Annotated in this window: 19 protein-coding genes, 1 tRNA gene and 1 pseudogene; 17 read left to right on the forward strand and 4 right to left on the reverse strand. The window is 59.2% G+C overall.

Going from position 1 to position 23,022, the window contains the following annotated elements; translation table 11 throughout:
• Positions 1-406 precede the first annotated feature (406 nt).
• The 12 genes and pseudogenes from ODQ19_RS10275 to ODQ19_RS10330 all read left to right on the forward strand — a co-directional run bounded on the left by ODQ19_RS10275 (position 407) and on the right by ODQ19_RS10330 (position 10,883).
• Positions 407-1,180, forward strand: coding sequence for an ABC transporter ATP-binding protein (locus ODQ19_RS10275; protein WP_003187760.1), 774 nt, complete (start codon positions 407-409; stop codon positions 1,178-1,180).
• A gap of 13 nt (positions 1,181-1,193) precedes the next feature.
• On the forward strand, positions 1,194-1,946 hold the full coding sequence (locus ODQ19_RS10280) for an ABC transporter substrate-binding protein (protein WP_014716503.1): 753 nt from the start codon (positions 1,194-1,196) through the stop codon (positions 1,944-1,946).
• 74 nt (positions 1,947-2,020) lie between these two features.
• Entirely contained in the window at positions 2,021-2,716 is a 696-nt protein-coding gene (locus ODQ19_RS10285; protein ID WP_005783890.1) for an ABC transporter permease, read from the forward strand.
• A 38-nt stretch (positions 2,717-2,754) separates the two neighbouring features.
• Positions 2,755-3,444 carry an ABC transporter permease gene (locus ODQ19_RS10290; RefSeq protein WP_032803763.1) on the forward strand — a complete coding sequence of 230 codons (690 nt, stop codon included), beginning with the start codon at positions 2,755-2,757 and terminating at the stop codon, positions 3,442-3,444.
• Entirely contained in the window at positions 3,425-4,612 is a 1,188-nt protein-coding gene (locus ODQ19_RS10295; protein ID WP_330209959.1) for a methyltransferase, read from the forward strand. The genes ODQ19_RS10290 and ODQ19_RS10295 overlap by 20 nt, the downstream gene beginning before the upstream one ends.
• Positions 4,613-5,059: 447 nt before the next feature.
• Positions 5,060-5,135 (forward strand) — tRNA-Thr (locus ODQ19_RS10300).
• Positions 5,136-5,364: 229 nt separating this feature from the next.
• Complete coding sequence (locus tag ODQ19_RS10305; RefSeq protein ID WP_330209960.1) at positions 5,365-5,922, forward strand: colicin E3/pyocin S6 family cytotoxin; 558 nt, start codon at positions 5,365-5,367, stop codon at positions 5,920-5,922.
• A 17-nt stretch (positions 5,923-5,939) separates the two neighbouring features.
• Positions 5,940-6,848, forward strand: a complete 909-nt coding sequence (locus tag ODQ19_RS10310) for an ImmA/IrrE family metallo-endopeptidase (protein WP_330209961.1) — start codon at positions 5,940-5,942, stop codon at positions 6,846-6,848.
• Positions 6,849-7,054: 206 nt separating this feature from the next.
• Positions 7,055-7,339, forward strand: a pseudogene (locus ODQ19_RS10315) (DUF3077 domain-containing protein).
• 206 nt (positions 7,340-7,545) lie between these two features.
• On the forward strand, positions 7,546-8,889 hold the full coding sequence (locus tag ODQ19_RS10320) for a CHASE2 domain-containing protein (protein ID WP_330209962.1): 1,344 nt from the start codon (positions 7,546-7,548) through the stop codon (positions 8,887-8,889).
• Positions 8,890-8,926: 37 nt separating this feature from the next.
• Positions 8,927-9,292 (forward strand): hypothetical protein, encoded by a 366-nt coding sequence (locus ODQ19_RS10325; protein WP_014716500.1) that lies wholly within the window; start codon positions 8,927-8,929, stop codon positions 9,290-9,292.
• A gap of 13 nt (positions 9,293-9,305) precedes the next feature.
• Positions 9,306-10,883: a M48 family metallopeptidase gene (locus ODQ19_RS10330; RefSeq protein WP_330209963.1), complete on the forward strand. Its 1,578-nt coding sequence runs from the start codon at positions 9,306-9,308 to the stop codon at positions 10,881-10,883.
• 80 nt (positions 10,884-10,963) lie between these two features.
• On the opposite strand, the gene ODQ19_RS10335 is transcribed toward ODQ19_RS10330, so the two are convergent.
• Complete coding sequence (locus ODQ19_RS10335) at positions 10,964-12,280, reverse strand: OprD family porin (protein WP_116668606.1); 1,317 nt, start codon at positions 12,278-12,280, stop codon at positions 10,964-10,966.
• 406 nt (positions 12,281-12,686) lie between these two features.
• Here ODQ19_RS10335 and ODQ19_RS10340 point away from each other — a divergent pair, with 406 nt between their 5' ends.
• A complete protein-coding gene (locus ODQ19_RS10340) occupies positions 12,687-14,762 on the forward strand; it encodes a TonB-dependent receptor (RefSeq protein WP_330209964.1) in 2,076 nt (691 codons plus the stop codon).
• A gap of 132 nt (positions 14,763-14,894) precedes the next feature.
• Here ODQ19_RS10340 and ODQ19_RS10345 read toward each other — a convergent pair whose 3' ends face one another.
• The 3 genes from ODQ19_RS10345 to ODQ19_RS10355 all read right to left on the reverse strand — a co-directional run bounded on the left by ODQ19_RS10345 (position 14,895) and on the right by ODQ19_RS10355 (position 19,483).
• Positions 14,895-15,110, reverse strand: coding sequence for a hypothetical protein (locus tag ODQ19_RS10345; RefSeq protein WP_116668604.1), 216 nt, complete (start codon positions 15,108-15,110; stop codon positions 14,895-14,897).
• Positions 15,111-15,345: 235 nt separating this feature from the next.
• Positions 15,346-16,452 (reverse strand): agmatine deiminase, encoded by a 1,107-nt coding sequence (gene aguA / locus ODQ19_RS10350; protein WP_330209965.1) that lies wholly within the window; start codon positions 16,450-16,452, stop codon positions 15,346-15,348.
• A gap of 121 nt (positions 16,453-16,573) precedes the next feature.
• Positions 16,574-19,483, reverse strand: a complete 2,910-nt coding sequence (locus tag ODQ19_RS10355) for an aminotransferase (protein WP_330209966.1) — start codon at positions 19,481-19,483, stop codon at positions 16,574-16,576.
• A gap of 151 nt (positions 19,484-19,634) precedes the next feature.
• Here ODQ19_RS10355 and rfbB point away from each other — a divergent pair, with 151 nt between their 5' ends.
• Genes rfbB through rfbD form a run of 4 tightly spaced genes read left to right on the forward strand, consistent with a single transcriptional unit; the run spans position 19,635 to position 23,009 of the window.
• Positions 19,635-20,717 (forward strand): dTDP-glucose 4,6-dehydratase, encoded by a 1,083-nt coding sequence (gene rfbB / locus ODQ19_RS10360; protein ID WP_116668601.1) that lies wholly within the window; start codon positions 19,635-19,637, stop codon positions 20,715-20,717.
• Positions 20,714-21,589, forward strand: a complete 876-nt coding sequence (gene rfbA, locus ODQ19_RS10365; protein WP_330209967.1) for a glucose-1-phosphate thymidylyltransferase RfbA — start codon at positions 20,714-20,716, stop codon at positions 21,587-21,589. Before rfbB ends, rfbA begins: the two co-directional genes overlap by 4 nt.
• Positions 21,586-22,131, forward strand: a complete 546-nt coding sequence (gene rfbC, locus ODQ19_RS10370) for a dTDP-4-dehydrorhamnose 3,5-epimerase (RefSeq protein WP_330209968.1) — start codon at positions 21,586-21,588, stop codon at positions 22,129-22,131. Before rfbA ends, rfbC begins: the two co-directional genes overlap by 4 nt.
• A complete protein-coding gene (rfbD, locus tag ODQ19_RS10375; protein ID WP_330209969.1) occupies positions 22,128-23,009 on the forward strand; it encodes a dTDP-4-dehydrorhamnose reductase in 882 nt (293 codons plus the stop codon). Before rfbC ends, rfbD begins: the two co-directional genes overlap by 4 nt.
• Positions 23,010-23,022: the final 13 nt, after the last annotated feature.

Consider the following 23,022-nt stretch of genomic DNA (forward strand, 5'->3'; position numbering starts at 1 on the left):
TCGCGACCTATCGCAAGTCATTGAGAACAATGGCATTCCGCTATAGCGTTACCGTGCGACTCACATTCACGGCGCACTGACGCACCAAAAACACACACAAAAAGTACGTGACGCCCCATAACCGGGCTGATATGGACCGTTTGCCCGGTTAACCCTTCCAACACCCGGCCAAAGCTGGCACCATCGCGCCTTTTTTTACGCGAAGCCTGTGGATCTTTCCGGGTCAAACGTCTGTAGGTTGTTGATGGCGCGACACACTGCTGCGCCGATGCGACACCCTGCCGCAGACCATCGGTTAACCGTCCGCAGCGCTGTTGGCTGTCATCCAAACGCTATGCTAGCTTGGCGCCTCGCCAGGAAGGCGGCCCAACAGCGAAGATCGCAACGAACACAATGAGGACCGCACATGGCCCAGGCCACGCCCGCGCTTGAAATCCGCAACTTGCATAAACGCTATGGTGAGCTTGAGGTACTCAAAGGTATCTCGCTGACCGCTCGCGACGGCGATGTGATCTCGATCCTGGGTTCCTCCGGTTCCGGCAAGTCCACCTTCCTGCGCTGCATCAACCTGCTGGAAAACCCGCATCAGGGCCAGATCCTGGTGGCCGGCGAAGAACTCAAGCTCAAGGCCGCGAAAAACGGCGAACTGATGGCCGCTGACGGCAAGCAGATCAACCGCCTGCGCAGCGAAATCGGGTTTGTGTTTCAAAACTTTAACCTGTGGCCGCACATGAGCATCCTCGACAACATCATCGAGGCTCCTCGGCGCGTACTCGGCCAAAGCAAGGCCGAAGCCATAGAAGTGGCCGAGGCCCTGCTGGCCAAGGTCGGTATCGCCGACAAGCGCCACGCCTACCCCGCGCAACTCTCTGGCGGCCAACAACAACGCGCGGCGATTGCGCGTACCTTGGCGATGCAGCCTAAAGTCATTCTGTTCGACGAACCGACTTCTGCGCTTGACCCGGAAATGGTCCAGGAAGTACTTAATGTGATCCGCGCACTGGCCGAAGAAGGCCGCACCATGCTGCTGGTCACCCACGAAATGGGCTTCGCCCGTCAGGTATCCAGCGAAGTGGTGTTTTTGCACCAAGGCCTGGTCGAAGAGCAAGGATCGCCACAGCAGGTATTTGAAAACCCGCTTTCGGCGCGCTGCAAACAATTCATGTCCAGCAACCGCTAACGGAGCAACATGCATGCAGACCTATAAGAAATTCCTTCTGGCCGCGGCCGTCTCGATGGCGTTCAGCGCCACGGCCATGGCAGAAACCTTGAAGATGGGGATCGAAGCGGCTTACCCGCCCTTCAACAATAAAGACGCCAGCGGCAACGTAGTGGGCTTCGACAAGGACATCGGCGACGCCCTGTGCGCCAAGATGAAAGTCGAGAAGTGCGAAGTGTATGTGTCCGACTGGGACGGCATCATCCCGGCCCTGAACGCCAAGAAGTTCGACTTCCTGGTGTCCTCGCTGTCGATCACCGACGAGCGCAAGCAGGCAGTGGACTTCACCGACCCGTACTACTCCAACAAGCTGCAGTTCATTGCGCCCAAAGCCACGGCAGACTTCAAGACCGACGCCACTTACCTGAAAGGCAAGGTGATCGGTGCACAGCGCGCAACGCTGGCCGGTACCTACCTGGAAGACAAGCTGCCGGACACCGAAGCCAAACTCTACGACACCCAGGAAAACGCCTACCTCGACCTGACCTCCGGTCGCCTCGACGGCATCCTGGCTGACAAGTACGTGCAGTACGAATGGCTCAAGAGCAAAGACGGTTCGGCCTATGAATTCAAAGGCGACCCAGTGGTAGAAAGCGACAAGATCGGTATCGCCGTGCGCAAGGGCGACCCATTGCGCGAGCGCCTGAACAAAGCCCTGGCAGAGATCAAGGCAGACGGCACCTACAAGAAGATCAACGACAAGTACTTCCCGTTCAGCATCGAATGATCTGAACGGCCTGCCCGGCGCGCTCCTGTGAGCGCGTCGGCTTTTAGCAATGCCTGCCGCGATATGAAAACACCATGAATTTCGATCTCTACGGATTCGGCCCGGCCCTCGCCGCCGGCGCGCTGATGACCGTCAAACTGGCGCTCACGGCCCTGTGCCTGGGGCTGGTGCTCGGCCTTGCCGGCGCCTTGGCCAAGACTTCCCCGTACAAGCCACTGCAATGGCTGGGCGGCGCTTATTCGACCATCGTGCGCGGTATTCCCGAGCTGCTGTGGGTGCTGCTGATTTACTTCGGCACCGTTAACCTGATGCGTGCGCTCGGTGAGTTCTTCGGCAACCCCGACCTGTCGCTGAGTGCCTTCGCCGCCGGCGTCATCGCCCTGGGCCTGTGCTTCGGCGCCTACGCAACGGAAGTGTTCCGCGGCGCGATCCTCGCCATTCCCAAGGGCCACCGCGAAGCCGGCGTGGCGTTGGGGCTGTCGAAGTTTCGGATTTTCACTCGGTTGATCATGCCGCAGATGTGGCGTATCGCTCTGCCTGGCCTGGGCAACCTGTTCATGATCCTGATGAAGGACACCGCACTGGTGTCGGTGATCGGCCTTGAAGAAATCATGCGCCACGCGCAAATCGGCGTGACCGTGACCAAACAGCCATTCACCTTCTTCATGGTCGCGGCGTTCATGTACCTGGGCCTGACCGTACTGGCGATGACCAGCATGCACTTCCTGGAAAAACGCGCCGCACGCGGCTTTGCAAGGAGCACCCAATGAGCGGCGACTACAGCTGGCTATCGCACTTTGACCTGGGCCTGAACTGGGCCGTGATCATCAAGTGGCTGCCGAAGTTGGCCCAGGGCGCCACCCTGACCCTGGAGCTGGTGGCAATCGCCGTGATCGCCGGCCTGCTGCTGGCGATTCCACTGGGTATCGCGCGCTCTTCGCGCCGCTGGTACGTGAGCGCCCTGCCCTATGGCTACATCTTCTTCTTCCGTGGCACGCCGCTGCTGGTGCAGTTGTTCCTGGTGTATTACGGCCTGGCGCAGTTCGATGCCGTGCGCAACAGCTTCATGTGGCCGTACCTGCGCGACCCGTTCTGGTGCGCCACTGCCACCATGACCCTGCACACCGCCGCCTATATTGCCGAGATCCTGCGCGGTGCGATCCAGGCCATTCCGCCGGGGGAGATCGAAGCAGCGCGGGCATTGGGCATGTCCAAACCGAAAACGCTGTTCTACATCATCCTGCCACGCGCCTCGCGCATCGGCCTGCCGGCCTACAGCAATGAAGTGATCCTGATGCTCAAGGCCAGCGCCCTGGCCAGTACCGTGACCCTGCTGGAACTGACCGGCATGGCGCGCACCATCATTGCCCGCACCTACCTGCCGGTGGAGATCTTCTTCGCCGCTGGGTTGTTCTACCTGCTGATGGCCTACGTGCTGGTGCGCGGTTTCAAACTGCTGGAAAAATGGCTGCGCGTCGATGCGTGCCAAGGACGTTGAGGCACGCTTCCAGGCACTGGATGCATTCCTGACCGAACACCAAAGGCTGTGGCGACCACGGCCCTTTACCCAGTTGCAGTTGCCTTGGGAAACCGAGCATCCCGAGTTATCCCTGTGGTTGCGCCGGCGTTCGTTGGCCGAAGCTGAAGCCAGCCACAACCAACCTCACCACCTGCCCGCGCCCGCACCTTTTCCACAGCTGGCCGCTCACGCACTGCACCTCAGCACTGTGGATAAGTTACCCACGCACCCCCTTGAGCCTGCTCGCCATCGTCTGAATGTCGACGTACCCGGGCGCAAATGGCAACAGATCGAAGCCTTCGGCGCCGCGCTGACCTTTACCCAAACGCCTGCCCACTGGCTGGACTGGTGCGCCGGCAAAGGCCATCTAGGCCGCCGCCTGCTGCAACCTGGCCAACAGCTGACCTGCCTGGAATACGACCCCGCCCTGATCGCCTCCGGCCAAGCCTTGAGTGATCGTCACGGCCTGCCCGCAACCCATCATCTGCAAGACGTAATGGCGGATGTCGCGATCCAGCCCGAACACACACCGGTCGCCTTGCATGCCTGCGGCGATCTGCATGTGCGCCTGCTGCAGCTGGCCAGCGCCGCCGGCTGTAAACAACTGGCATTGGCGCCCTGCTGCTACAACCGCATCACCGCCGACCGTTATCAAGCCCTCTCCGCCGCCGGGCGCGCCTCACTGCTGCAACTGTCGATTGATGACCTGGGCCTGCCCCTGAGCGAAACCGTCACCGCGGGCAACCGTGTACGCCAACAACGGGACACCTCCATGGCCCGCCGCCTGGGTTTTGACCGACTACAGCGGCAACTGCGCGGCTGCGACGACTACCTGCCAACACCCTCCCTGCCCGCCAACTGGCTGGATAAACCCTTTGCCGACTACTGCCAGGAACTGGCGAGCCTCAAGGGACTATCCACAGGTGAACAGGATTGGACGACGCTGGAAGCCCACGGCTGGCAGCGCCTGGCCGAGGTGCGCAACCTGGAGTTGGTAAGAGGCTTGTTTCGACGCCCATTGGAACTGTGGTTAGTATTGGACCGGGCAATGTTCATGGTCGAACAAGGCTACAACGTCGAGGTCGGCAGCTTCTGTGAACCGTCGTTGACCCCGCGCAACTTGATGGTGCTGGGCGAGCGCGATTAAAGGGCGAAAAATCCTACAAGCGCCCTGTGGATAACTCTGTTGATGAATAGTTTACAGAGGCCCTGAATATCGGCACTTCACGCCAAAAGCCAACCTGGTCATTTTTTGTTCACGAAATAAAGTGCACACAAAACAGGCAGTTGCAGCGTGTTGAGAACTGCTGCACAAATTGGCTGTTTCGCGACAGCTGTTACCAACCGATTGTGCATAAGCATCTGGCGCCAGGCGCATAACGGGTGCTTTGTGCGGGCTGTTTGGCGCGTTCGGTAACGGATAAAGCTCGTTGCTCATCAGGCGTAGAGCTGGGACCCGAACTGAACGTCCTTTTCGACCTGTGAAAACACGGGGAAAACGCCCTAATCGCAAGAAACCTCCGACTTTGCAAAAATAGTCAGAATTCAGGGGTTTACAGAACCTTTCCAATCGCTATAATCGTCGCCCTAACACGCCGGTATAGCTCAGTTGGTAGAGCAACTGACTTGTAATCAGTAGGTCCCGGGTTCGACTCCTGGTGCCGGCACCATACAAGGTTCCAGAGAAGGCTTTCAAAATCTCTAGAACCCCCGAAAAACCCGCCTTCTGGCGGGTTTTTTCGTTTTGGCGTTCCGCCTGGCTCCCTGACCTGCAGCTTGCGATTTCTTGAAACGAATCCGCGCTCCAGCCTGCCGCCCATGCCAATCCAGCTACGGTATAGTCCCGCCCCTCCTTGGCGAAGATGCCAAGACCAGTTTTCAGGATTAAGGGAACGTCGGATGGGCGGCAAACCGAGGCCTGATCCTTCTATTGTCAGCGGTTTCAGAGTCGCGTATGTAGAGGGTGGCCGTAAGTATTACTTTGATGCCGTAGAGCAACGTTACTACTCATGGGATTCGCTTCACGGCGAGTTTGAAGTCTTCGACCGACGTGGCTTTCACCTGGGTGAGGTCTGCCCTGAAACCGGGCTTGCTTTGAAACCTGCCGTCCGCGGACGAAGGATCAAACCGAACTGGGAGGTTCATATGAATTTTATAGAGCTTTGCCTTAAAGGCGATGTGCTGGAAGAAGAGATCGACCAATTCGTCGAGGACTGGCACGAGGGTCGTCAAGGCGCCGACATGCAATTGCATGAATATCTGGGCATGAAGTGGGAAGAGTACCAACTGTGGTCAACCACCCCGTCGGTCTTACCTTTTGTATTGACTGCCCACAAGTACGGCACCTCTCTTAAGGACCAACTCGATCAAGACAAATTTGCGATTGCTGCGCGCGCACGATCGGTCGCTGAAGCGACCAAAGTCGAAGCCTGGCTACGTAGCGTGGGCAAGATCTAGTGACCCCAGAAGAGAAAATGGCCAGTCGCGTCCTGGCCATCCGCAAGCTGACACCACCGTACGATCTGGAGCAGCTAGCCTCTGCCTATGGAGAGCTTGAGTACCTTGAACTGCCGTTCGGCGTGGACGGAATCACCATTGGCATTGGTGCTGCTACCAAGCCCCGCATCCTGATCAACTCAAGCGCACCTGTTACCCGTCGAAAATTTACACTGGCCCATGAAATCGGGCACGTAGTTATCCCATGGCACACAGGCACAATCGTCTCCCACCTGGAGAACCGGGAAGTTGATGCTGCTTACAGCCAAATGGAGGCCGAAGCCAATCGCTTCGCCGCAGAGCTGTTGATGCCATCTGACTGGTTGCTTGAAGCATACAAAGCCGCATCCAGTGTGGAGCACTATTTCCGCTCAGTCCTTACCCTCGCCGGGGCATCCAAAGAAGCAACATTCAATAAAATATTGCGCCCGCTTACTCAGCCAGTGATTTGCGTGCAAGTGGACAGCGCATCCAGAGTTCTCAACAGACGAAGATCCCAAACGGCACCGTATCCTCCAGAACGAAACGCCGAAGTCGGCAGCGAAACCTTTCAGACAGATTGTCGTTTCGAAAGCTTTGAAATAGACGGCCAGTGTTACATGAGCTGGACCTTCATCGGTCGCGACATACGGGAAGTAGACAAAAGGCCGTGGCGGGAAGTCTTCAACCAAATCCTGAATGACACTGGCATGCAGGGTTATTTGCAAAACATGAACGGCATTCTTGCTGCTGCTTACGGCAAAAACAAAGCGCTCGACGAGGCAGAAATCTGCGGAGCCGTTATCCGGGCATTCACAAAATATGAAATGTACGATGTGGTGACTGAGCACCCTCTGTTTGAACAGTTTGTGATCAAACGGGTGAGGGAGCTGAAACTGCGGGGTTGAGTGATCAGACAGGTTTGGGAAAGATCGGCTGAAGCGCTGTGGTTGACAGCAAGCCAGGTCCCCACGCCCCACCACGCTAATCTCGTCCCCGTCGCTGCAATTTTGCGACCGGGCCTGAGAACCCGACTTGATGCAGGCGCCTTAGCGCCACGCATTCGTTCAAACGACGAACGTGGTAGCTCTCACTCGATACGGGAGTTCTACCAATGACCGCTCCAAATCCATCTGCGTTAACCACCCTCGGCGTCACCCCTTTCTCCTTTCACTCCGACCAACCTCTGTTCCGCGTCAACGGCGGTGTTTCCCTGCATGAAGCTTTGCATCACGTTTCCGACCTGCTCCATCTCGCCAAGCTGCTCGCAGAAGATGCGGCGATGGCAAGAGACACGGACCGTTAAGCCTGGGCGTCGCATTATTTGCAGGAGATGAGCAAGGCGGTGATTGATGATGTGGTGAAGGTTCTGGAGTCACCTGGGAATGTTGAGCAATAAAGATGTCGTATGGTGCGCGGGCTGACGTCATCGCGGGCAAGCCCGGCTCCCACAGAGGAAAGCCACGGCCTGGATAGGCCAGGGCTTTTTTGCGAATGACGATCTATGCGCCTATAGCGATATGGCACTTAGCCACTTTTCCAATTGACACCCCCTCCCCACTCCGTTAAAAACCCCGCCTCGCTTGCGCTTTTATCGAGACATGGATGTTGTCCAAACCCCCGCTGTTCAAATACCGCCGCTATTGGCTGGCGGTCATCATCGTGTTGCTGGCGATTCTTGATCCTTTCGGCCTGGCCAGTTCCAGCGACAAGGCGTCGGCGCAGTGGCTCAATCGTATGTTCGCCAGTCACTACCCGAGCCTTGGGCAGCAGCGTGTGGCGGTGGTGTTGATTGATGATGCCTACCTGATGCGCAACGACAGTTCGTGGCCCATGCCTTATGGTGAACAGAGCAAGTTGTTCAAGCGCTTGCTGGCGTACAAGCCCCAGGCGGTGTTTGTGGATTTTCTTTATAGCCACGACCACTCGTTGGGCGACCCGACGCGGGGCAGTCAGTTGCTGGCGAATGTGTTTGAGCGTTATCAACGCCAAGGCATCCCGCTGTGGCTGGCCAATACAGGGTTGACGCGAGCAGAGGCGGGCCAGGCGAATACGCTGGCGCCGTTTATGCAGGTGAGCCAGCCAGCCCTGGTAGTGTGGGAAGGGGTGGATGACAAATACCCACTGGCGATGCGCACGCAGGCAGGGCTGATGGAAACTCCTGCCATGTCGCTGTACCGGGTGTTCTGCGGCACGCAGCACTGCAAAACACCCCCGGTGGATGTGCAAGCCGCTGCGCAGCGCCAGCCCATCGCCGTGCAATGGGGGCTGAAGCTGGCGCCCGAGCAGGCACGTATCGCCGATATCCGCCACTGCGCGCCGGCACGGCATTTTTTGCTGGACGGGGTGGCACAGTTTTTCCAGGCGGTGTTCTGGAAACTCGATGACTCGGCCCAGGCACGGTGCCCTTATACGCTGACGTTGTCGGCCAGTGACCTGGAGGTCAGCGACCCCGGCGACCAGGCACTGATCGCCGAGTTACTGCGCGACCGCCTGGTGCTGGTGGGCGCCAATATTGCCTCCACCGGGGATCTGGTGGAGTCGCCGGTACATGGCCAACTCCCCGGCGTGTATTTGCACGCCATGGCCCTGGATAACCTGATCAATGCGGGCATGGACTACGACCATGAACCGGCCAACTTCCCCCGCTTGCCCTTCAATTGGCTGGACCTGCTGGAGCTCGGGCTGCTGGCGTTGATCGCCGTGCTCAAGGCGCTGCACGCGCGTCGCCTGGCGGGCCATCGCACCTGGAGCCGGTGGCGGCGCCAGGAAATCTGGTTTTTTACCTCACCGTGCCCGTCGTGGCTGTTGGTGATGTCGATGTTGGCGGGGGTCAGTGTGTTGCTGAGCCTCAATGACATCACCCCGGTCAACGTGCTGGGCATTGTGTTGCTGTCGTTGGTGCTGTTCAGCGAGCGGATCGAAGCCTTCTTCGACCGCAATCGCTGAGTGCACCGCTCTGCTATCTGACTCAAGGAAACCAAGGATGAACAGAAGCCTCATCGTCTTGCTCGCCGCCCTCTTCACCCAGGGCGCATGGGCAGAAACCCACAGTATCAAGGCGTTCCTCGCCGACCCGGTGACAGTGCTGGACGAGCAGGGCAAGCAACAACGTGAGCTGGCGAAAAAGGACGCGCCCACCCAGCCCCTGCCGGTGTTGCAGTACAACCAGGCACTGGACCTGGTGCAGGTAGAACTGGCAGGCCAGAAGGTCTGGTTGGACACCATGGACCTACGCATCGAGCCGCCGCTGAACGTCGTGGACCTGCCCTGCCAGGGCCTGACCAAAAGCCAGGCCAAGGATAGCCGCAACAACTCCACCATCGGTTTTGGTGCCGGCTGCAATCAATAAAAGGAGCGTTGCGGTGAAGGGATATCTAGTAGCAGCCGGCCTGTTGGCCAGTTCGGTGCTCAGTGGTTGCGCCACCTTGAAAGGTGCAGACCAAGCGTTCCTGAACCTGGTGGGCCCCTCGACCCAGTCCCGGGTTCAGGGCCATTACGTGGATAACAGCGACGTACGCCAGTATTACAAGCTCGACCCGCAGCGCCAGAGCCAGCAGCGTTTGAGCTACGACGGGCGTGCGGTACCGGCCGCTGAAGCGCGCCAGCAGAACCTGGTGGATATCCCCATGCTGCAAGGCTACTTGCAGGGCATTGTCACGCGCCTGTCCAAGGGCTGGCCGGGGGAGTTACCGCCGCTGCAGGTGAAGATCACCGACAGCTATGGGTTCGGGCCGTCGGCAGACCCTTACGGCAACCTGTTCGTGCCGCTGGGCATGCTGGACAACGTCGCCAGTGAAGATGAAATCGCCGCGATGCTGGGCCATGAAATGAGCCACGTATTGCTGCATCACCATGACCGCATGGCCGCTTTCCAACAGCAAAAAGAGATGTTCACGACGGTGGCCTCCACCGTTGCCTTGGCAACCATGGCGGCCGACACCGGCGTGGACCGCAGCAGCGGAACCATGAAGTTGTTCAGCAAGGACCCGGCCGGCACCCAGAAGACCATCGGTAATACCGTGCTGTATACCGCACTGGCCAATACCTTTTCCGACCAGGTTTGGAGCACCGCCTGGGGCCGCAGCCAGGAAGACCAGGCCGACTTGCTGGGCACCGACTTGATGATCCGCGCCGGTTACGCGCCGCGAGCCGCCACCCATAGCCTGGAGCGCCTCAACGACTTCCAGGGCAAGCAGAAACCCTTGCTCACGGGCTTCCTCACGGCGCGCAAGAATGCCATGCAGGATTCGCTGCAGCAGTTCAATCTCAACCAGTTCACCAAAGAACTGGACGTGTTGGTCAAGGACGGCTTGACCACCGGTATCACCGCAACCAGCCAGTACTTCAACCGCTCACACATGTCGGCCATGGACCGCGACGCCGAACTGCGCCAGTACTTGCAACGCGAGTATCGCCAGGAACGCCGCGCCCGGGTCAACCCGCAAAGCTGGGCAAAAATGAAGAGCACGCCCCAGGTGGCGAAGGCTTTGCAGGGCTATAAAGACGCGTACTTCGCGATTGATGCCCTAGAGAAAAACAAGGTGCCACAGGCTGACGCTTTCATCCGCAGGGCCCTGGCCTCGCCGGTAAAAGACCAGCCGAGCATTCGGCGCACCGCCTATACCGTGCGCCTGGCCCAGGGCAAAAACAGCGAAGCGGTGAAAGAGTTGCAGGCGATCAAGGACTGGTCCCTGGCCGGGCCCTCCACCTATGACTTGATGATCAGCTACCACCTCAAACGCGGTGACGGGCAATCGGCGTTGGCGATGATTGACAAGGCGGAACGCAACCTGGGCTCGGAAGAACTGTTTATTACCGAGAAGCTGTTGGCCAACCAGCAACTGCAGAATGCGCAGCAGGTGCAAACGGTGTTGCGCAAGTGCGAGCAGTACCCGACACGCAAGGAAAACTGCAAGAAGCTCGCGCCAGTCAAGGCCTAGGTGGCAACCTCCAGGCATAAAAAAACCCCGAACCAGTCGGGGTTTTTTATTGCCTGGCATCAGGCTCGACACTCGATCAATTAGAAAACGTTGATCGGGTAGTCGGCGAACAGACGGATTTCGTTACCGCCAGTGTTGTATTTGCTGGCGTTGTCGGAAACGCGCAACCACGAGGCGCGAGCACGCAGGCTCAGGTCCTTGGCTGGGCCGCTCTGTACCACGTACTTGAACTGGTTCCAGATTTCACGCTCGGTGCCATCGCCACGGCCGCTGCCGTCGTCGATGTTGGTACCACGCACATAGGCGATGTTGTAGGTCAGGCCCGGTACGCCGAAGGTGGCGAAGTCAATGCCGTAACCTGCTTGCCAGGAGCGCTCGTCCTTGCCGTTGAAGTCGGACCAGTAGGAGTTGGCCAGCAAGATGGTATTGCCGCCGTCGCCGATGCCGCCAGCGTTGCGGTAGCCGCCGTACAGGTAGCCGGTGTCACCGGTGCTGCGCTGGTGAGCGAGGGTGAAGCTGTGCGCGCCAACGGCCCAGGTAGCGCCCAGGCTCCAGATCTTGTTGTCGCGAGCGTCCGCATCACCTTGGTTTTCCAGGGCGAAGCTGCGGTCGAGCTTGGTTTTGTAGCCGTTGAAGTCAAACGTCAGCGACTGCTTCTCTGGCAGGGCCAGCACGTAGTTGACGTTGACGTACTGCTTCTTCAGCACGTCCTGCATGTCGGAGGCGTACAGGGCAGCCGACAGGCTTTCGGTGAATTTGTAGCTACCACCAATGTAGTCGATGCTTTTCAGGCGGCCGCTGTCGGTGCCTTCCATGCTCTTGCGCGCTTCTTTGGTGAAGTGACCCGCGTCCAGTTGCAGACCGGCGATCTCTTTGGAGACGATCGACGTACCGGTGTAGGTTTCCGACAACAGGCGGGAGTTGTCGTACTGCAGCACAGGTACAGCCGGGAACTGGTCACCGTACTTGAGTACGGTGTTGGAAACGCGGAACTTCACGGCAGCGCCGCCTTTGGCCAGGTCGTGTGGTGCCGAGCCTGGGTTTCGCTGGCCGTTGTCATCAACAGTGCCGTTGCCCTGCTTGAAGAAGTCGATGCCGCCGGCGCCAGCGCGACCTTTACCACCGTCCAGGCGGATAGCGTATTGACCAATCACATCCACACCCACACCGACGGTGCCTTGGGTGAAGCCGGACTCGAACTTGCCGATGAAGCCTTGGCCCCATTCGGCTTTGTCCTTCTCGCCATTTTTTTTGTCACGGCTGATGTAGGCGTTACGTGCTGCGATGTTCAGGTGGCTGTCTTCAACAAACCCCTTGGATTGCTCCTGGTCGTTTGCCATTGCTGTCGATGCGCTCAAAATCCCCAGAGCGATCAGACTCATCCGTTGCTTCAACATATTCTTATATTCCTTATTACGGGTTGAGTACGCGCTGTGACACCAGGCTCCTGTTGCTTTTCTGGTGTCGACCTTGCCAGCAAAAAGAAGGCCCGCGGACGACTGAACTGCCGCGGGCCTTTTTTATTGGATTAGTCATGGTGGTTAGCCACAGGCGTTGGGCGCAATCCTATGCGGGCGTTGAACTATGTGTCAATTTCGTGAATCGTCTGTATTTAGGCGATATTCGTCTAAGCGGCGAGGTGAAGCGCGGCGATGAAAGTCTGAAAAGCGCCTTGAATCCCTTTAAAAACACATTAAGTAACAAATCCGACACGATGCGTATTAGGGAATAGATAACGCGCGCAAATGCAAAGCATTACCATTCGCGCACAATTTTCCTGCCACATCATTTGGATACACTCCCATGCCTGCCCCTCGCCTGACGCCCCTCTCTCTTGGGCTCTCTGTTCTGCTGTCTGCCGGTTTTGCCGGTGCGGCCACGGTCCTGCCCGAAACCTCGATCAGTGTGGAAGCAGACGAAGACGACCCACGGGTCAAGGAGACCAGCACCGCCACACGTACCGCGACGGCTGTTCGCTATGTGCCCCAGGCGATCGACTCAGTCAAAACCGAAAGCCTGCGCTCCTATGGCACCAACGACCTGGGCCAGGCCTTGAGCGGTATCCCCAACGTCAGCAGCGGCGCCGACACACGCTTCGACAGCCTGCGCATACGCGGTTTCGACGCCAGCAATGACTTCTATCTGGACGGCATTCGCGACGACAGCCAGTACGTGCGCGACCTGCACAACATCGAGCGTATCGAAGTGCTCAAGGGCCCGGCCGCCGTGCTTTACGGGCGAGGCGGCCAGGGTGGGATAGTCAACCGGGTAAGCAAAATGCCAACCCCAGGGCAAAAGTCCAGCATCGAAGCCCAAGGCGGCAGCAACGATTTGCGCAGCCTATATGCCGACCTGAGTACCGACCCCACCGATAACATCAGCCTGCGCCTGAACATGGGCAACCAGGATAACAACAGCTTTCGCGATGGCGTCAGCGGCAACCGCCAGTTGTTCGCGCCGTCGATGAGTTGGCAGCTCACCCCGGAGCTGAACTGGTTGGTGCAATACGAATACAGCCGCTACAACCGCACCCCGGACCGTGGCATTCCTGGCGTCAACGGGCGCCCGGCGGATGTGAGCCGCAGCACCACCTACTTTGATCACGGCGATTACATCGACGATAAGTCCCAGTCCCTGCGTTCCAAACTCGCCTACGAGCTCAACGCCGACTGGCAGCTGCGCCACACCCTCGGCGTGTTCAAGCTCGACAGCGATTTCGACAATACCTACCAGACCGGCTATGACCCGAAAATCAACACCGTCACCCGCCAGCACTGGCAGCAGGACTTGAACACCCGCAACGTGTTCAACAACCTGGAGCTGGAAGGCGGTTTCGACACCTTCGGCCTGGAACACCGCCTGCTCACCGGTATTGAGCTGGGCAGCCAGCGCCGCGATCCGAAGCTGTACTCCGCTCGGGATGGCAAGACGGTGCCGAGCCTGGACCTCAACCAACCCAATCGCCGCCTGAGCCACACCGGGAGCATGCGACTGTCGAGTAACAACCACACCGAAGTCGAAAGCCGCGCCCTCTACATACAGGACCAACTGCGCCTGAATGACCAATGGCAACTGCTGGGCGGGCTGCGCTACGACCGTTTCGAAGTGGACACCACCAACAAGCTGCTCGACATCCAACAGAACGTGAAAAGCCACAGCACCAGCCCACGCGTCGGCCTGGTGTGGACGCCCATGGAGCACCACTCGTTCTATGCCTCGTGGAGCAAGACCTTCTCACCAGCAGGCGGCGGCCTGATCGGCATCACACCGAACGCCACCGGCAACGTCAACGACCTGAGCCCGGAGCTGACCAAGCAAAAGGAAATCGGGGTGAAAAGCGATTGGTTCGACGAACGCCTGAGCACCACCCTGGCCGTGTACGAACTGGAACTCTACAACCGCCGCACCAGCGACCCGCTGGACCGCACCATTACCCTGCTCACCGGCGAGCAACGCTCACGCGGCGTGGAGCTGACCGCCACCGGCAAGATCGTCGACAACTGGTATGTGCGCGGCGGCGTAGGCCTGCAGGACGCCAAGGTCGAGAAGGACAACAACGGCTTTGAGGGCAAACGGATCAGCGATGTGGCCAAGCGCAATGCCAGCCTGTTCATCACCTGGAAGCCGGAGATGGGCTGGTACGCGGAAACCGGTTTGACCCTGGTGGGTGATCGTTATGCCGACAACCTCAACACCGTGGTGTTGCCGGGTTATGGCCGCTGGGACGCGCTAGCCGGGTTCCGTCAAAAAGAATGGGACGTGCGGGCGGCACTGAACAATATCGCCGATAAAAACTACTACGCCTCGGCGCCCAGTGCGGCGCAGATTCAACCGGGCGAGCCGCGAAGCCTGGTGGTCACCGGAACCTACAGCTTCTGACACTCCTCATGTGAAACAAAGCTTGTGTAGGCGCTGGCTTGCCTGCGATTGCGGTGGGCCAGCGCCCTCTCTGTCGGCTGATAGGCCGCTATCGCAGGCAAGCCAGCTCCCACAGTTGGTTTTAGGTGTTCTTTAGTTGCTCATCAACTCGCACAACGCCTGCACTTCGTCCTCCGTGAACAACCCCAACGGGTAGCGCTCACTCATCACACTGCGCAAATCAGGCACTTGCCTGACCTGTCGCGAGCCGTTTGCCTTTAACCAAAGCGCCAGCGCATGGATCGCGTCACCGTCGACCCGCAAAGGGTGGAACGTACGCGTGTTCATCAGGTGGACATCGGCATTCATTTCAGCGCTCTCTCCTGCTGCGTGAGCGGCTAACTTACTCAAGGTTTGTGACAGAACTGCGCGGTCATCCCCCTTGGGCCACTGTAACTACAGCGATACAAGAGCTATGCCAATGTGCCGTGTTCACCGGGATACAGGCATGAAAAAGCCCGCGACTGGGCTGGGTCGCGGGCTTGCGGTGAACACTGCAAAGGCGCAGTGCTCGTACGCCATCAAGGCGCTGTTACAACTGCACTCACTTTCGTTGCGGGGCTGGCTGCTGTTGGGTCAGGCAATGGATATTGCCCCCACCCAGTAACAGTTCGCGGCCCGGCACCATCACCACTTCATGCTGTGGGAAGAGGTTCTGCAGGATTTGCTTGGCCTGGTCGTCCAACGGGTCATCGAAGCTCGGCGCGATGATGCCGCCGTTGACGATCAGAAAGTTGACGTAGGACCCGGCCAACCGCACGGTCGGATTACGCTCCTGGCTACCGTCAACAAGGTCTACCCCGGCGCATTCCTCCTCAGTGGCATACAGCGGACCCGGGATCGGCATTTTATGCACAATGAACGAGCGGCCCTGAGCATCAGTGCTGCTTTGCAGCACGTCCAAGGCTGCGTGGCAGCGTGGGTAGTTCGGGTCTTGCGGGTCATCGGTCCAGGCCAATAGCACTTCGCCCGGGCGCACGTAGCAGCAGAAGTTATCCACATGGCCGTCGGTTTCGTCGTTGAACAGGCCATCCGGCAACCAGATGATCTTATCCACAGCCAGGTTATCGCTGAGCACGGCCTCAATAGCCGCACGATCAAGGTGCGGGTTGCGGTTGCGGTTCAACAGGCATTCTTCGGTGGTGATCAGGGTGCCTTCGCCGTCGACATGAATCGAACCACCTTCAAGCACGAAGCCTTCAGTGCGGTAACGCGGTGCGCGCTCCATCTCGAGGATCTTGCCTCCCACTTGGGAATCGCGGTTCCACGGTGCATACAGGCCGCCGTCAAAACCACCCCAGGCGTTGAAGTCCCAGTTCACACCCCGGACTTCACCACTGTCGTTGATCACGAAAGTCGGGCCGGTGTCGCGAACCCAGGCGTCGTCGTTGGACATTTCCACCAGGCGGATGTTGGGCACGTCCAGGCGGGCGCGGGCGTTTTCATACTGGCTGGCGGAAACCGCGACGGTCACCGGCTCAAAACGTGCGATGGCCTTGGCCACCGCCACATGGGCCGCCTGCGCAGGCTTGCCGCCCAGGCGCCAGTTGTCTGGACGCTCGGGCCAGATCATCCAGGTTTGGGTCTGAGGCGCCCATTCGGCAGGCATGTGAAAGCCATCGGCGCGAGGTGTGCTGTGCAAGGTGGTCATGGCGATCAGGGCTCCGAATGGGGTGAAGGGCAACTTTATAATGGATAAAAATCGGCTTTAACAGACTAAAAACATGATAGGTGCTCGGGTCTGCAAAAAATAGCCGATAACAATCGATAAATCACAGTTGCTCATCCAGCACTTTCGACAGCATGTCCACAAAGAAGTCCACGCTGCGTCTGGACGTCACCATCGGCGGCTTGATTTTGAGGATATTCAGATAATCACCGGTAGGCTGCATGAAAATCCCCAGCTCCCGCAGCCGGTCACATAACAAGCCGGTTTCTGCAGTCGCAGGTTCCAGGGTATGGCGATCACGCACCAGTTCAAGGCCCAGATAGAAGCCCGAACCGTGCACGGCACCGACGAGTGGATGGCGATCGATCAATTCCTCCAGTCGTGCCTTGAAATGCCCGCCTACCACTTGGGCGTTTTCCCACAGTTTTTCCTCTTCCATCACGTCCAGCACTGCCATGCCGATCCGACAGCTGACCGGGCTGCCTCCCGAGGAAGAGAAGAAGTAACCCTCGGCCTCCAGTGCCTCGGCAATCTCTCGGCGGGTAATCACTGCGCCCAACGGCTGGCCGTTGCCCATGCCTTTGGCCATGGTAATGATGTCAGGCACCACACCCTGCTGTTCAAACCCCCAGAAGAAATGCCCCATGCGGCCGTAACCCACCTGCACTTCATCGGCGATGCACACGCCACCCTGGGCACGCACCAAGCCATACACCTGTTGCAGGTAACCCGCTGGCAGGGAGATGCCGCCAGCATTGCCGTACACCGGTTCACAGATAAACCCGGCCAATTGACGCTGGCTCGCGACGATTTTCGCCAGGTTATGCTCCACGCTTCGTACATAGTCCGGCGCGCTGTCCGGCCCGCGGAATTCACCGCGGTAGGTATTGGGCGCGGTCACCGGGTGTACCCAATCCGGGCGGCTGTTCAAGGCCTGGGGGTTATCAGCAATCGAGGTGGACACGGCATCCGCCGCCACCGACCAACCGTGATAAGCCTCCAGCACGCTGAGCATGTCGCGCCCGCCGCTGTAGGCCCAGGCCAGGCGAATCGCCAGGTCATTGGCTTCGGTGCCACTGTTGACCAGGAACACCCGGTCCATGCCCTCCGGCGCCAACGCCAGCAGGCGCTCGGAGAACTCGGCAATCGCCGCATAGTGAAACCGCGAGTTGGTGTTAAGCAACGACCACTGCCGCGCCGCCACCTCAGCCATGCGCGGGTGGCCATGGCCCAGCACGGCCACGTTGTTGAGCATGTCGAGGTAGGATCGGCCCTGCATATCAATCAGGTGGTTGCGCCAGCCGCGCTCGATACGCGGCGGGTCGGCGTAGTAGTGTTTCTGGGAGCGGGCGAAGCTGGCATCCCGCCGGGCCAGCAGGGCCTCTGAGTCCAGTTCCGGCTCAGCATCACAGGCCAGGCCCAACAGCGCCGAGGGTGATGGGCACAACGCCTGCCACGCCAACGCCCGGGAAGGTGTGCAGAACAGCGGCGGCTCAAGGTCGGCGCGGCATAACTGCACAGTCAACGGTGCCTGAACCTCGCCCAGCACCTGCCCTTTGACCAGCGATGCGCCGGGCTTGAGTGATGTTCGAACACCCCACAGGCGCAGGCTCAGCTCACTGTCGTGCAAGCACAGCAAGCCGTCGGCACCTTCGCGCAGCGTTCCCGCAAAGGGCGCCTCCAGAACCGTGCCGTGAGGCAGGTGCAGTTCGACATGCAGGGGGAAGGTCTCGGGCTCTAGCGCACTGTCGGGGCGGGTGCGCGACAAGCGGTATTGCCCATAACGACTGGCCGCCAGCCCATGCACCGTCGCCGCTTGATCCAGCAAGCGCCGATCTATGCCAGGGGTCTCCCAATTGCCAGCCTCGAAATGCGGGCTGAGTACGCCCAGGTCGATCAGCGCAAACTCGCGGCCCACCAAGCCTGGCAATAAAGGCGCGAAGTCTTGGTTGGCGACGGGCGGTAATGTTTTGCCGACGCTGCGCAGAATCGCCGCTTGCATGAGTTCAAAGGACACCGACGTGGCGATATGGAAGATTTCCCACTCGTGTTCGGCGTTTTTCTTGAGATAAGCATTATCCGGGTCCAGGCATTGCTGCTGCTCACTGCTGAGCACCAACACCGCCGCGCGAGCGACGATCAACGGCCACAACACCTCCAACTCTTCGCGCTGCAACGGCGTGACCGCGTGGCAGGCCTGGATCGCCGGCAAGAGGGCAAACGGATCACCGTCGGCATGGTGCAACAGCGCCGCGCAGGTCACCGACAGGTCGGCAATCCTCCAGGTACGCACCAGATCGCCAAAATCGATCACGCCTTGAATACGCCAGTGCCGCTGGTCATCACGCTGCCACACCACATTGTCATCGGTGATGTCCATGTGCACCGCTTGCCACGGCAGGTGTGCCGCCAACGGCTGGACATGCGCATCGACCTGCCTGGCCACCTGCTCCAAAGCAGCACGCTGCGGCAGGTCGGGCAAGGTTGCCAGCAGGTGGGTGATCAATGCCTGCGCGTGGCGCGGGTCCCATTGCAGGGTGCGCTCCAGGCCAGGGTGATCGAAATCTGCCAGCGCGAGGCTCATCTGCCCGCACAGCTCACCAAAGCCTCCGATCACGGTGCGGCTCAGGTGGGGCAAATGCGTCAGGGGTTGGCCGTCGATGTAGTCCAATAGCCGCAGGTGCAGGGTTTGGCCATCGACGTTGACCGTCAGCAGCTCCTCGCCCTCCACGGCCTGGATGACCTTGGGCACGCACAAGCCGGGGTGCGTGCCCAGGCTGGTGAGGGCCGCGTGCTGGGCCTGGAGTTCAACCGCGGCGTAGTCACCTCGGCAGATTTTCAGAACAAAGCGGCCCCGCGTGCTGTCAATTCTGTAGTTGAGGTCTTGTTGACTGCCCAATGAGCGTAATTTGCCCGTCATTCCATAATGTCGCTCGAGCAGGTGTGCTGCCTGCTCGGGGGTTACTTGTGGGCAAGGCAAGCTGGCACGGTGGGTCAACGTGGCTAACGACATTGTGACGACCTTTGTTTTTTCAGACGTCTATATCGCCATTGTTATGTGGCGTTAATCAACCCCTTCTGCTCACGGTGCTTGCGCCGGCCCGATTCACAACTCAAGCTATGCTACTTTCGCCCAGTGTCCGTCTAAGGAAAAGGCCCTCGACATGCGCATTCTCATCACCGGCGGTGCCGGATTTATTGGCTCGGCCCTGATCCGGCACTTGATTCAACACACTGAGCATGAAGTGCTCAACCTGGACAAGCTGACTTACGCCGGCAACCTTGAGTCGCTGACCAGCATCGCGTCCAACAGCCGCTATGAGTTTGTCCAGGCCGATATCATCGACCAGGCCACCGTCAGCGCCGTGCTCGCACGCTTCGAACCCGATGCGATCATGCATTTGGCGGCCGAGTCCCATGTCGACCGCTCCATTGACGGTCCGTCGGATTTTATCCAAACCAACATCGTTGGCACCTACAGCCTGCTGGAAGCCACGCGAGCCTATTGGCAGAAGCTGGCAGAGCCGGCAAAAAGCGCGTTCCGTTTCCACCACATCTCCACTGATGAGGTGTATGGCGACCTGCACGGCGTGGACGACCTCTTCACCGAGACCACGCCTTACGCACCGAGCTCGCCTTATTCCGCGAGCAAGGCGGCGTCCGACCACCTGGTACGCGCCTGGCAGCGCACCTATGGACTGCCGGTGCTGTTGACCAACTGCTCGAACAATTACGGGCCGTTCCACTTCCCCGAAAAATTGATCCCGCTGGTGATTCTCAATGCCCTGGCGGGCAAGCCACTGCCGGTGTATGGCGATGGTCTGCAGGTGCGTGACTGGCTGTTCGTCGAGGACCACGCCCGTGCACTGCTCAAAGTGGTGACCACTGGGGTTGTGGGCGAGACCTACAATATCGGTGGCCACAACGAACAGAAGAACATCGACGTCGTACGTGGCATCTGCGCCCTGTTGGAAGAATTGGCCCCCCAACGCCCGGCGGGCGTGGAAAAATTCACTGACCTGATCACCTTCGTCAAGGATCGCCCAGGCCACGACCAACGCTACGCCATCGACGCCAGTAAAATCGAACGCGAACTGGGCTGGGTCCCGGAAGAAACCTTCGAGACCGGCCTGCGCAAAACCGTGCAGTGGTACCTCGATAACCTGGAATGGTGCCGCAGGGTCCAGGACGGCAGTTATCAAGGTGAACGACTGGGCAATACTGACGTGAAGGATTTGATCGCATGATGAAGGGAATTGTATTGGCCGGCGGTTCCGGCACGCGTTTGCACCCTATTACCCTGGGCGTGTCCAAACAGTTGTTGCCGGTGTATGACAAGCCGATGATCTACTACCCGATCTCGGTACTGATGCTGGCGGGGATCAAGGACATCCTGGTGATCTCCACGCCAGTGGACTTGCCGCAGTACCAGAACCTGCTGGGCGATGGCAGCCAGTTCGGCGTGCGCTTCACCTACGCGGAGCAGCCTTCGCCGGATGGCTTGGCCCAGGCGTTTATCATCGGCGAAGAGTTCATTGGTAATGACCCTGTGTGCTTGATCCTGGGAGATAACATCTTCCACGGCCAGCATTTCGGCGATCAACTGCGCACTGCGGCCGAACGCCCCTCAGGCGCTACCGTGTTCGGTTACTGGGTCAAAGACCCTGAGCGTTTCGGTGTGATTGACTTCGATAGTGAAGGCCGCGCCCTGTCCATCGAAGAAAAACCGGCTAAGCCTAAGTCCCACTACGCGGTGACCGGCCTGTACTTCTACGACAACGACGTGATCAAGATCGCCAAGGCGGTTAAGCCTTCGCCACGCGGCGAACTGGAGATCACCGACGTCAACAATGCCTACCTCCAGCGCGGCGATCTGCACGTTGAACGCTTCGGCCGTGGTTTCGCCTGGCTCGACACCGGCACCCATGACAGCCTGCTGGAAGCCTCGACCTACGTTCAGACCATCGAGCACCGCCAGGGCTTGAAAGTGGCCTGCCTGGAAGAGATCGCCTACGAAAACGGCTGGATCGATCGTGACTATCTGCTGGAACGGGCCAAGTACTTTGGCAAGACCGGCTATGGTCAGTACTTGTACTCTCTCGCTGGGAATCCTAAATGAATGTGAACGCCACTGAACTGCCCGGTGTATTGATCATCGAGCCCAAGGTTTTTGGCGATGAACGTGGCTTTTTCTATGAAAGTTTCAACGCCCGGGATTTTGCTCAGGCCAGCGGTCTGCAACTGCAGTTTGTGCAGGACAACCACTCGCGCTCGCAAAAGGGCGTGCTGAGAGGCCTTCACTATCAGGTCGAACACGCCCAAGGGAAATTGGTGCGTGTGACCGCCGGAGAGGTACTGGACGTTGCGGTGGATATCCGCCGCAGTTCACCACATTTCGGCAAATGGGCCAGCGTGCGCCTATCGGCCGAAAATAACCGCCAGTTGTGGATTCCACCGGGCTTCGCCCACGGTTTTGTAGTACTCAGCGAATACGCTGAATTCCTCTACAAGACCACGGATTACTACGCGCCATCTGCGGAGCGGTGCATTCGCTGGAACGATCCTGAACTGGATATTGATTGGCAGTTGGCGGGTCCACCCACCTTGTCTGCTAAGGATCAAAACGGTAAAAACCTGAAAGACGCGGACCTGTTCCCGTGACAGGCGCTCTAAAAATCCTCATCATCGGCCAACACGGCCAAGTCTCCCAGGAGCTGCAACAACGGCTCCAGGGCCTGGGCGAACTTATCGTCCTGGGCAGCAAGCAACTTGACCTGGCAAACGCAGACCTTATCCGCCAACAAGTGCGCATCCATCGCCCTGGCCTGATCATCAACGCTGCGGCCCACACCGCCGTCGATCTGGCCGAGAGCGAACCGGACGCTGCGTTCGCGATCAACGCCATCGCCCCCGGCATCCTCGCCGAAGAAGCCAAGGCGCTGGGTATCCCGCTGATTCACTACTCGACCGACTACGTGTTCGACGGCAGCAAACCTGCCCCGTACGCCGAAAGCGACACGCCCAACCCATTGGGTGTCTACGGCCAGAGCAAGCTGGCGGGTGAGCAGGCGATTGCGGCGGTAGGTGGCGAGTACCTGATCTTGCGTACCAGCTGGGTGTACTCGAGCCATGGCAAAAATTTCCTGCTGACCATGCAGCGCCTGCTGCAGGAAAAAGCGCAGATGCGCATCGTTGCCGACCAGATCGGTGCGCCGACCTGGGCCGGGACTATCGCCAACAGCACGCGTGTGCTGATCGAGCAATGGCAGGCCGGTAAGGCTGGGGAATGGGGTGTTTACCACCTCACTGCCCAGGGTGAAACCTCGTGGTTCGGTTTTGCCGAGGCGATTGGCGAGCAACTGCGCGCCGAAGGCAAGGCCTGCGCCGAGCTGGAACCGATTCCTTCCAGCGCCTACCCGACCCCCGCCAAGCGCCCGCTGAACTCGCGCCTGGACTGCACGCGCCTGCGACAGCAATGGCATGTCAGCCAGCCACAGTGGCAAGACGCATTGCACGAGTGTCTTGCACAGCAGCACTAGGCATAATGCGCCT

This window comes from Pseudomonas sp. AM4(2022) (assembly GCF_036346515.1).
Taxonomy (GTDB): Bacteria; Pseudomonadota; Gammaproteobacteria; order Pseudomonadales; family Pseudomonadaceae; genus Aquipseudomonas; species Aquipseudomonas paracarnis.

What these genes read in the sequence shown, in the direction of transcription:
- ODQ19_RS10275 (WP_003187760.1), top strand. Translation starts at nt 407, where the DNA reads ATGGCCCAGGCCACGCCCGCGCTTGAAATCCGCAACTTGCATAAACGC.
- ODQ19_RS10295 (WP_330209959.1), top strand. Translation starts at nt 3,425, where the DNA reads ATGCGTGCCAAGGACGTTGAGGCACGCTTCCAGGCACTGGATGCATTC.
- ODQ19_RS10325 (WP_014716500.1), top strand. Translation starts at nt 8,927, where the DNA reads ATGAACAGAAGCCTCATCGTCTTGCTCGCCGCCCTCTTCACCCAGGGC.
- ODQ19_RS10280 (WP_014716503.1), top strand. Translation starts at nt 1,194, where the DNA reads ATGCAGACCTATAAGAAATTCCTTCTGGCCGCGGCCGTCTCGATGGCG.
- ODQ19_RS10345 (WP_116668604.1), bottom strand. Translation starts at nt 15,110, where the DNA reads ATGAATGCCGATGTCCACCTGATGAACACGCGTACGTTCCACCCTTTG.
- rfbC (WP_330209968.1), top strand. Translation starts at nt 21,586, where the DNA reads ATGAATGTGAACGCCACTGAACTGCCCGGTGTATTGATCATCGAGCCC.
- ODQ19_RS10320 (WP_330209962.1), top strand. Translation starts at nt 7,546, where the DNA reads ATGTTGTCCAAACCCCCGCTGTTCAAATACCGCCGCTATTGGCTGGCG.
- ODQ19_RS10340 (WP_330209964.1), top strand. Translation starts at nt 12,687, where the DNA reads ATGCCTGCCCCTCGCCTGACGCCCCTCTCTCTTGGGCTCTCTGTTCTG.
- rfbB (WP_116668601.1), top strand. Translation starts at nt 19,635, where the DNA reads ATGCGCATTCTCATCACCGGCGGTGCCGGATTTATTGGCTCGGCCCTG.
- ODQ19_RS10335 (WP_116668606.1), bottom strand. Translation starts at nt 12,280, where the DNA reads ATGTTGAAGCAACGGATGAGTCTGATCGCTCTGGGGATTTTGAGCGCA.
- aguA (WP_330209965.1), bottom strand. Translation starts at nt 16,452, where the DNA reads ATGACCACCTTGCACAGCACACCTCGCGCCGATGGCTTTCACATGCCT.
- ODQ19_RS10285 (WP_005783890.1), top strand. Translation starts at nt 2,021, where the DNA reads ATGAATTTCGATCTCTACGGATTCGGCCCGGCCCTCGCCGCCGGCGCG.
- ODQ19_RS10310 (WP_330209961.1), top strand. Translation starts at nt 5,940, where the DNA reads ATGGCCAGTCGCGTCCTGGCCATCCGCAAGCTGACACCACCGTACGAT.
- ODQ19_RS10305 (WP_330209960.1), top strand. Translation starts at nt 5,365, where the DNA reads ATGGGCGGCAAACCGAGGCCTGATCCTTCTATTGTCAGCGGTTTCAGA.
- rfbA (WP_330209967.1), top strand. Translation starts at nt 20,714, where the DNA reads ATGATGAAGGGAATTGTATTGGCCGGCGGTTCCGGCACGCGTTTGCAC.
- ODQ19_RS10355 (WP_330209966.1), bottom strand. Translation starts at nt 19,483, where the DNA reads ATGTCGTTAGCCACGTTGACCCACCGTGCCAGCTTGCCTTGCCCACAA.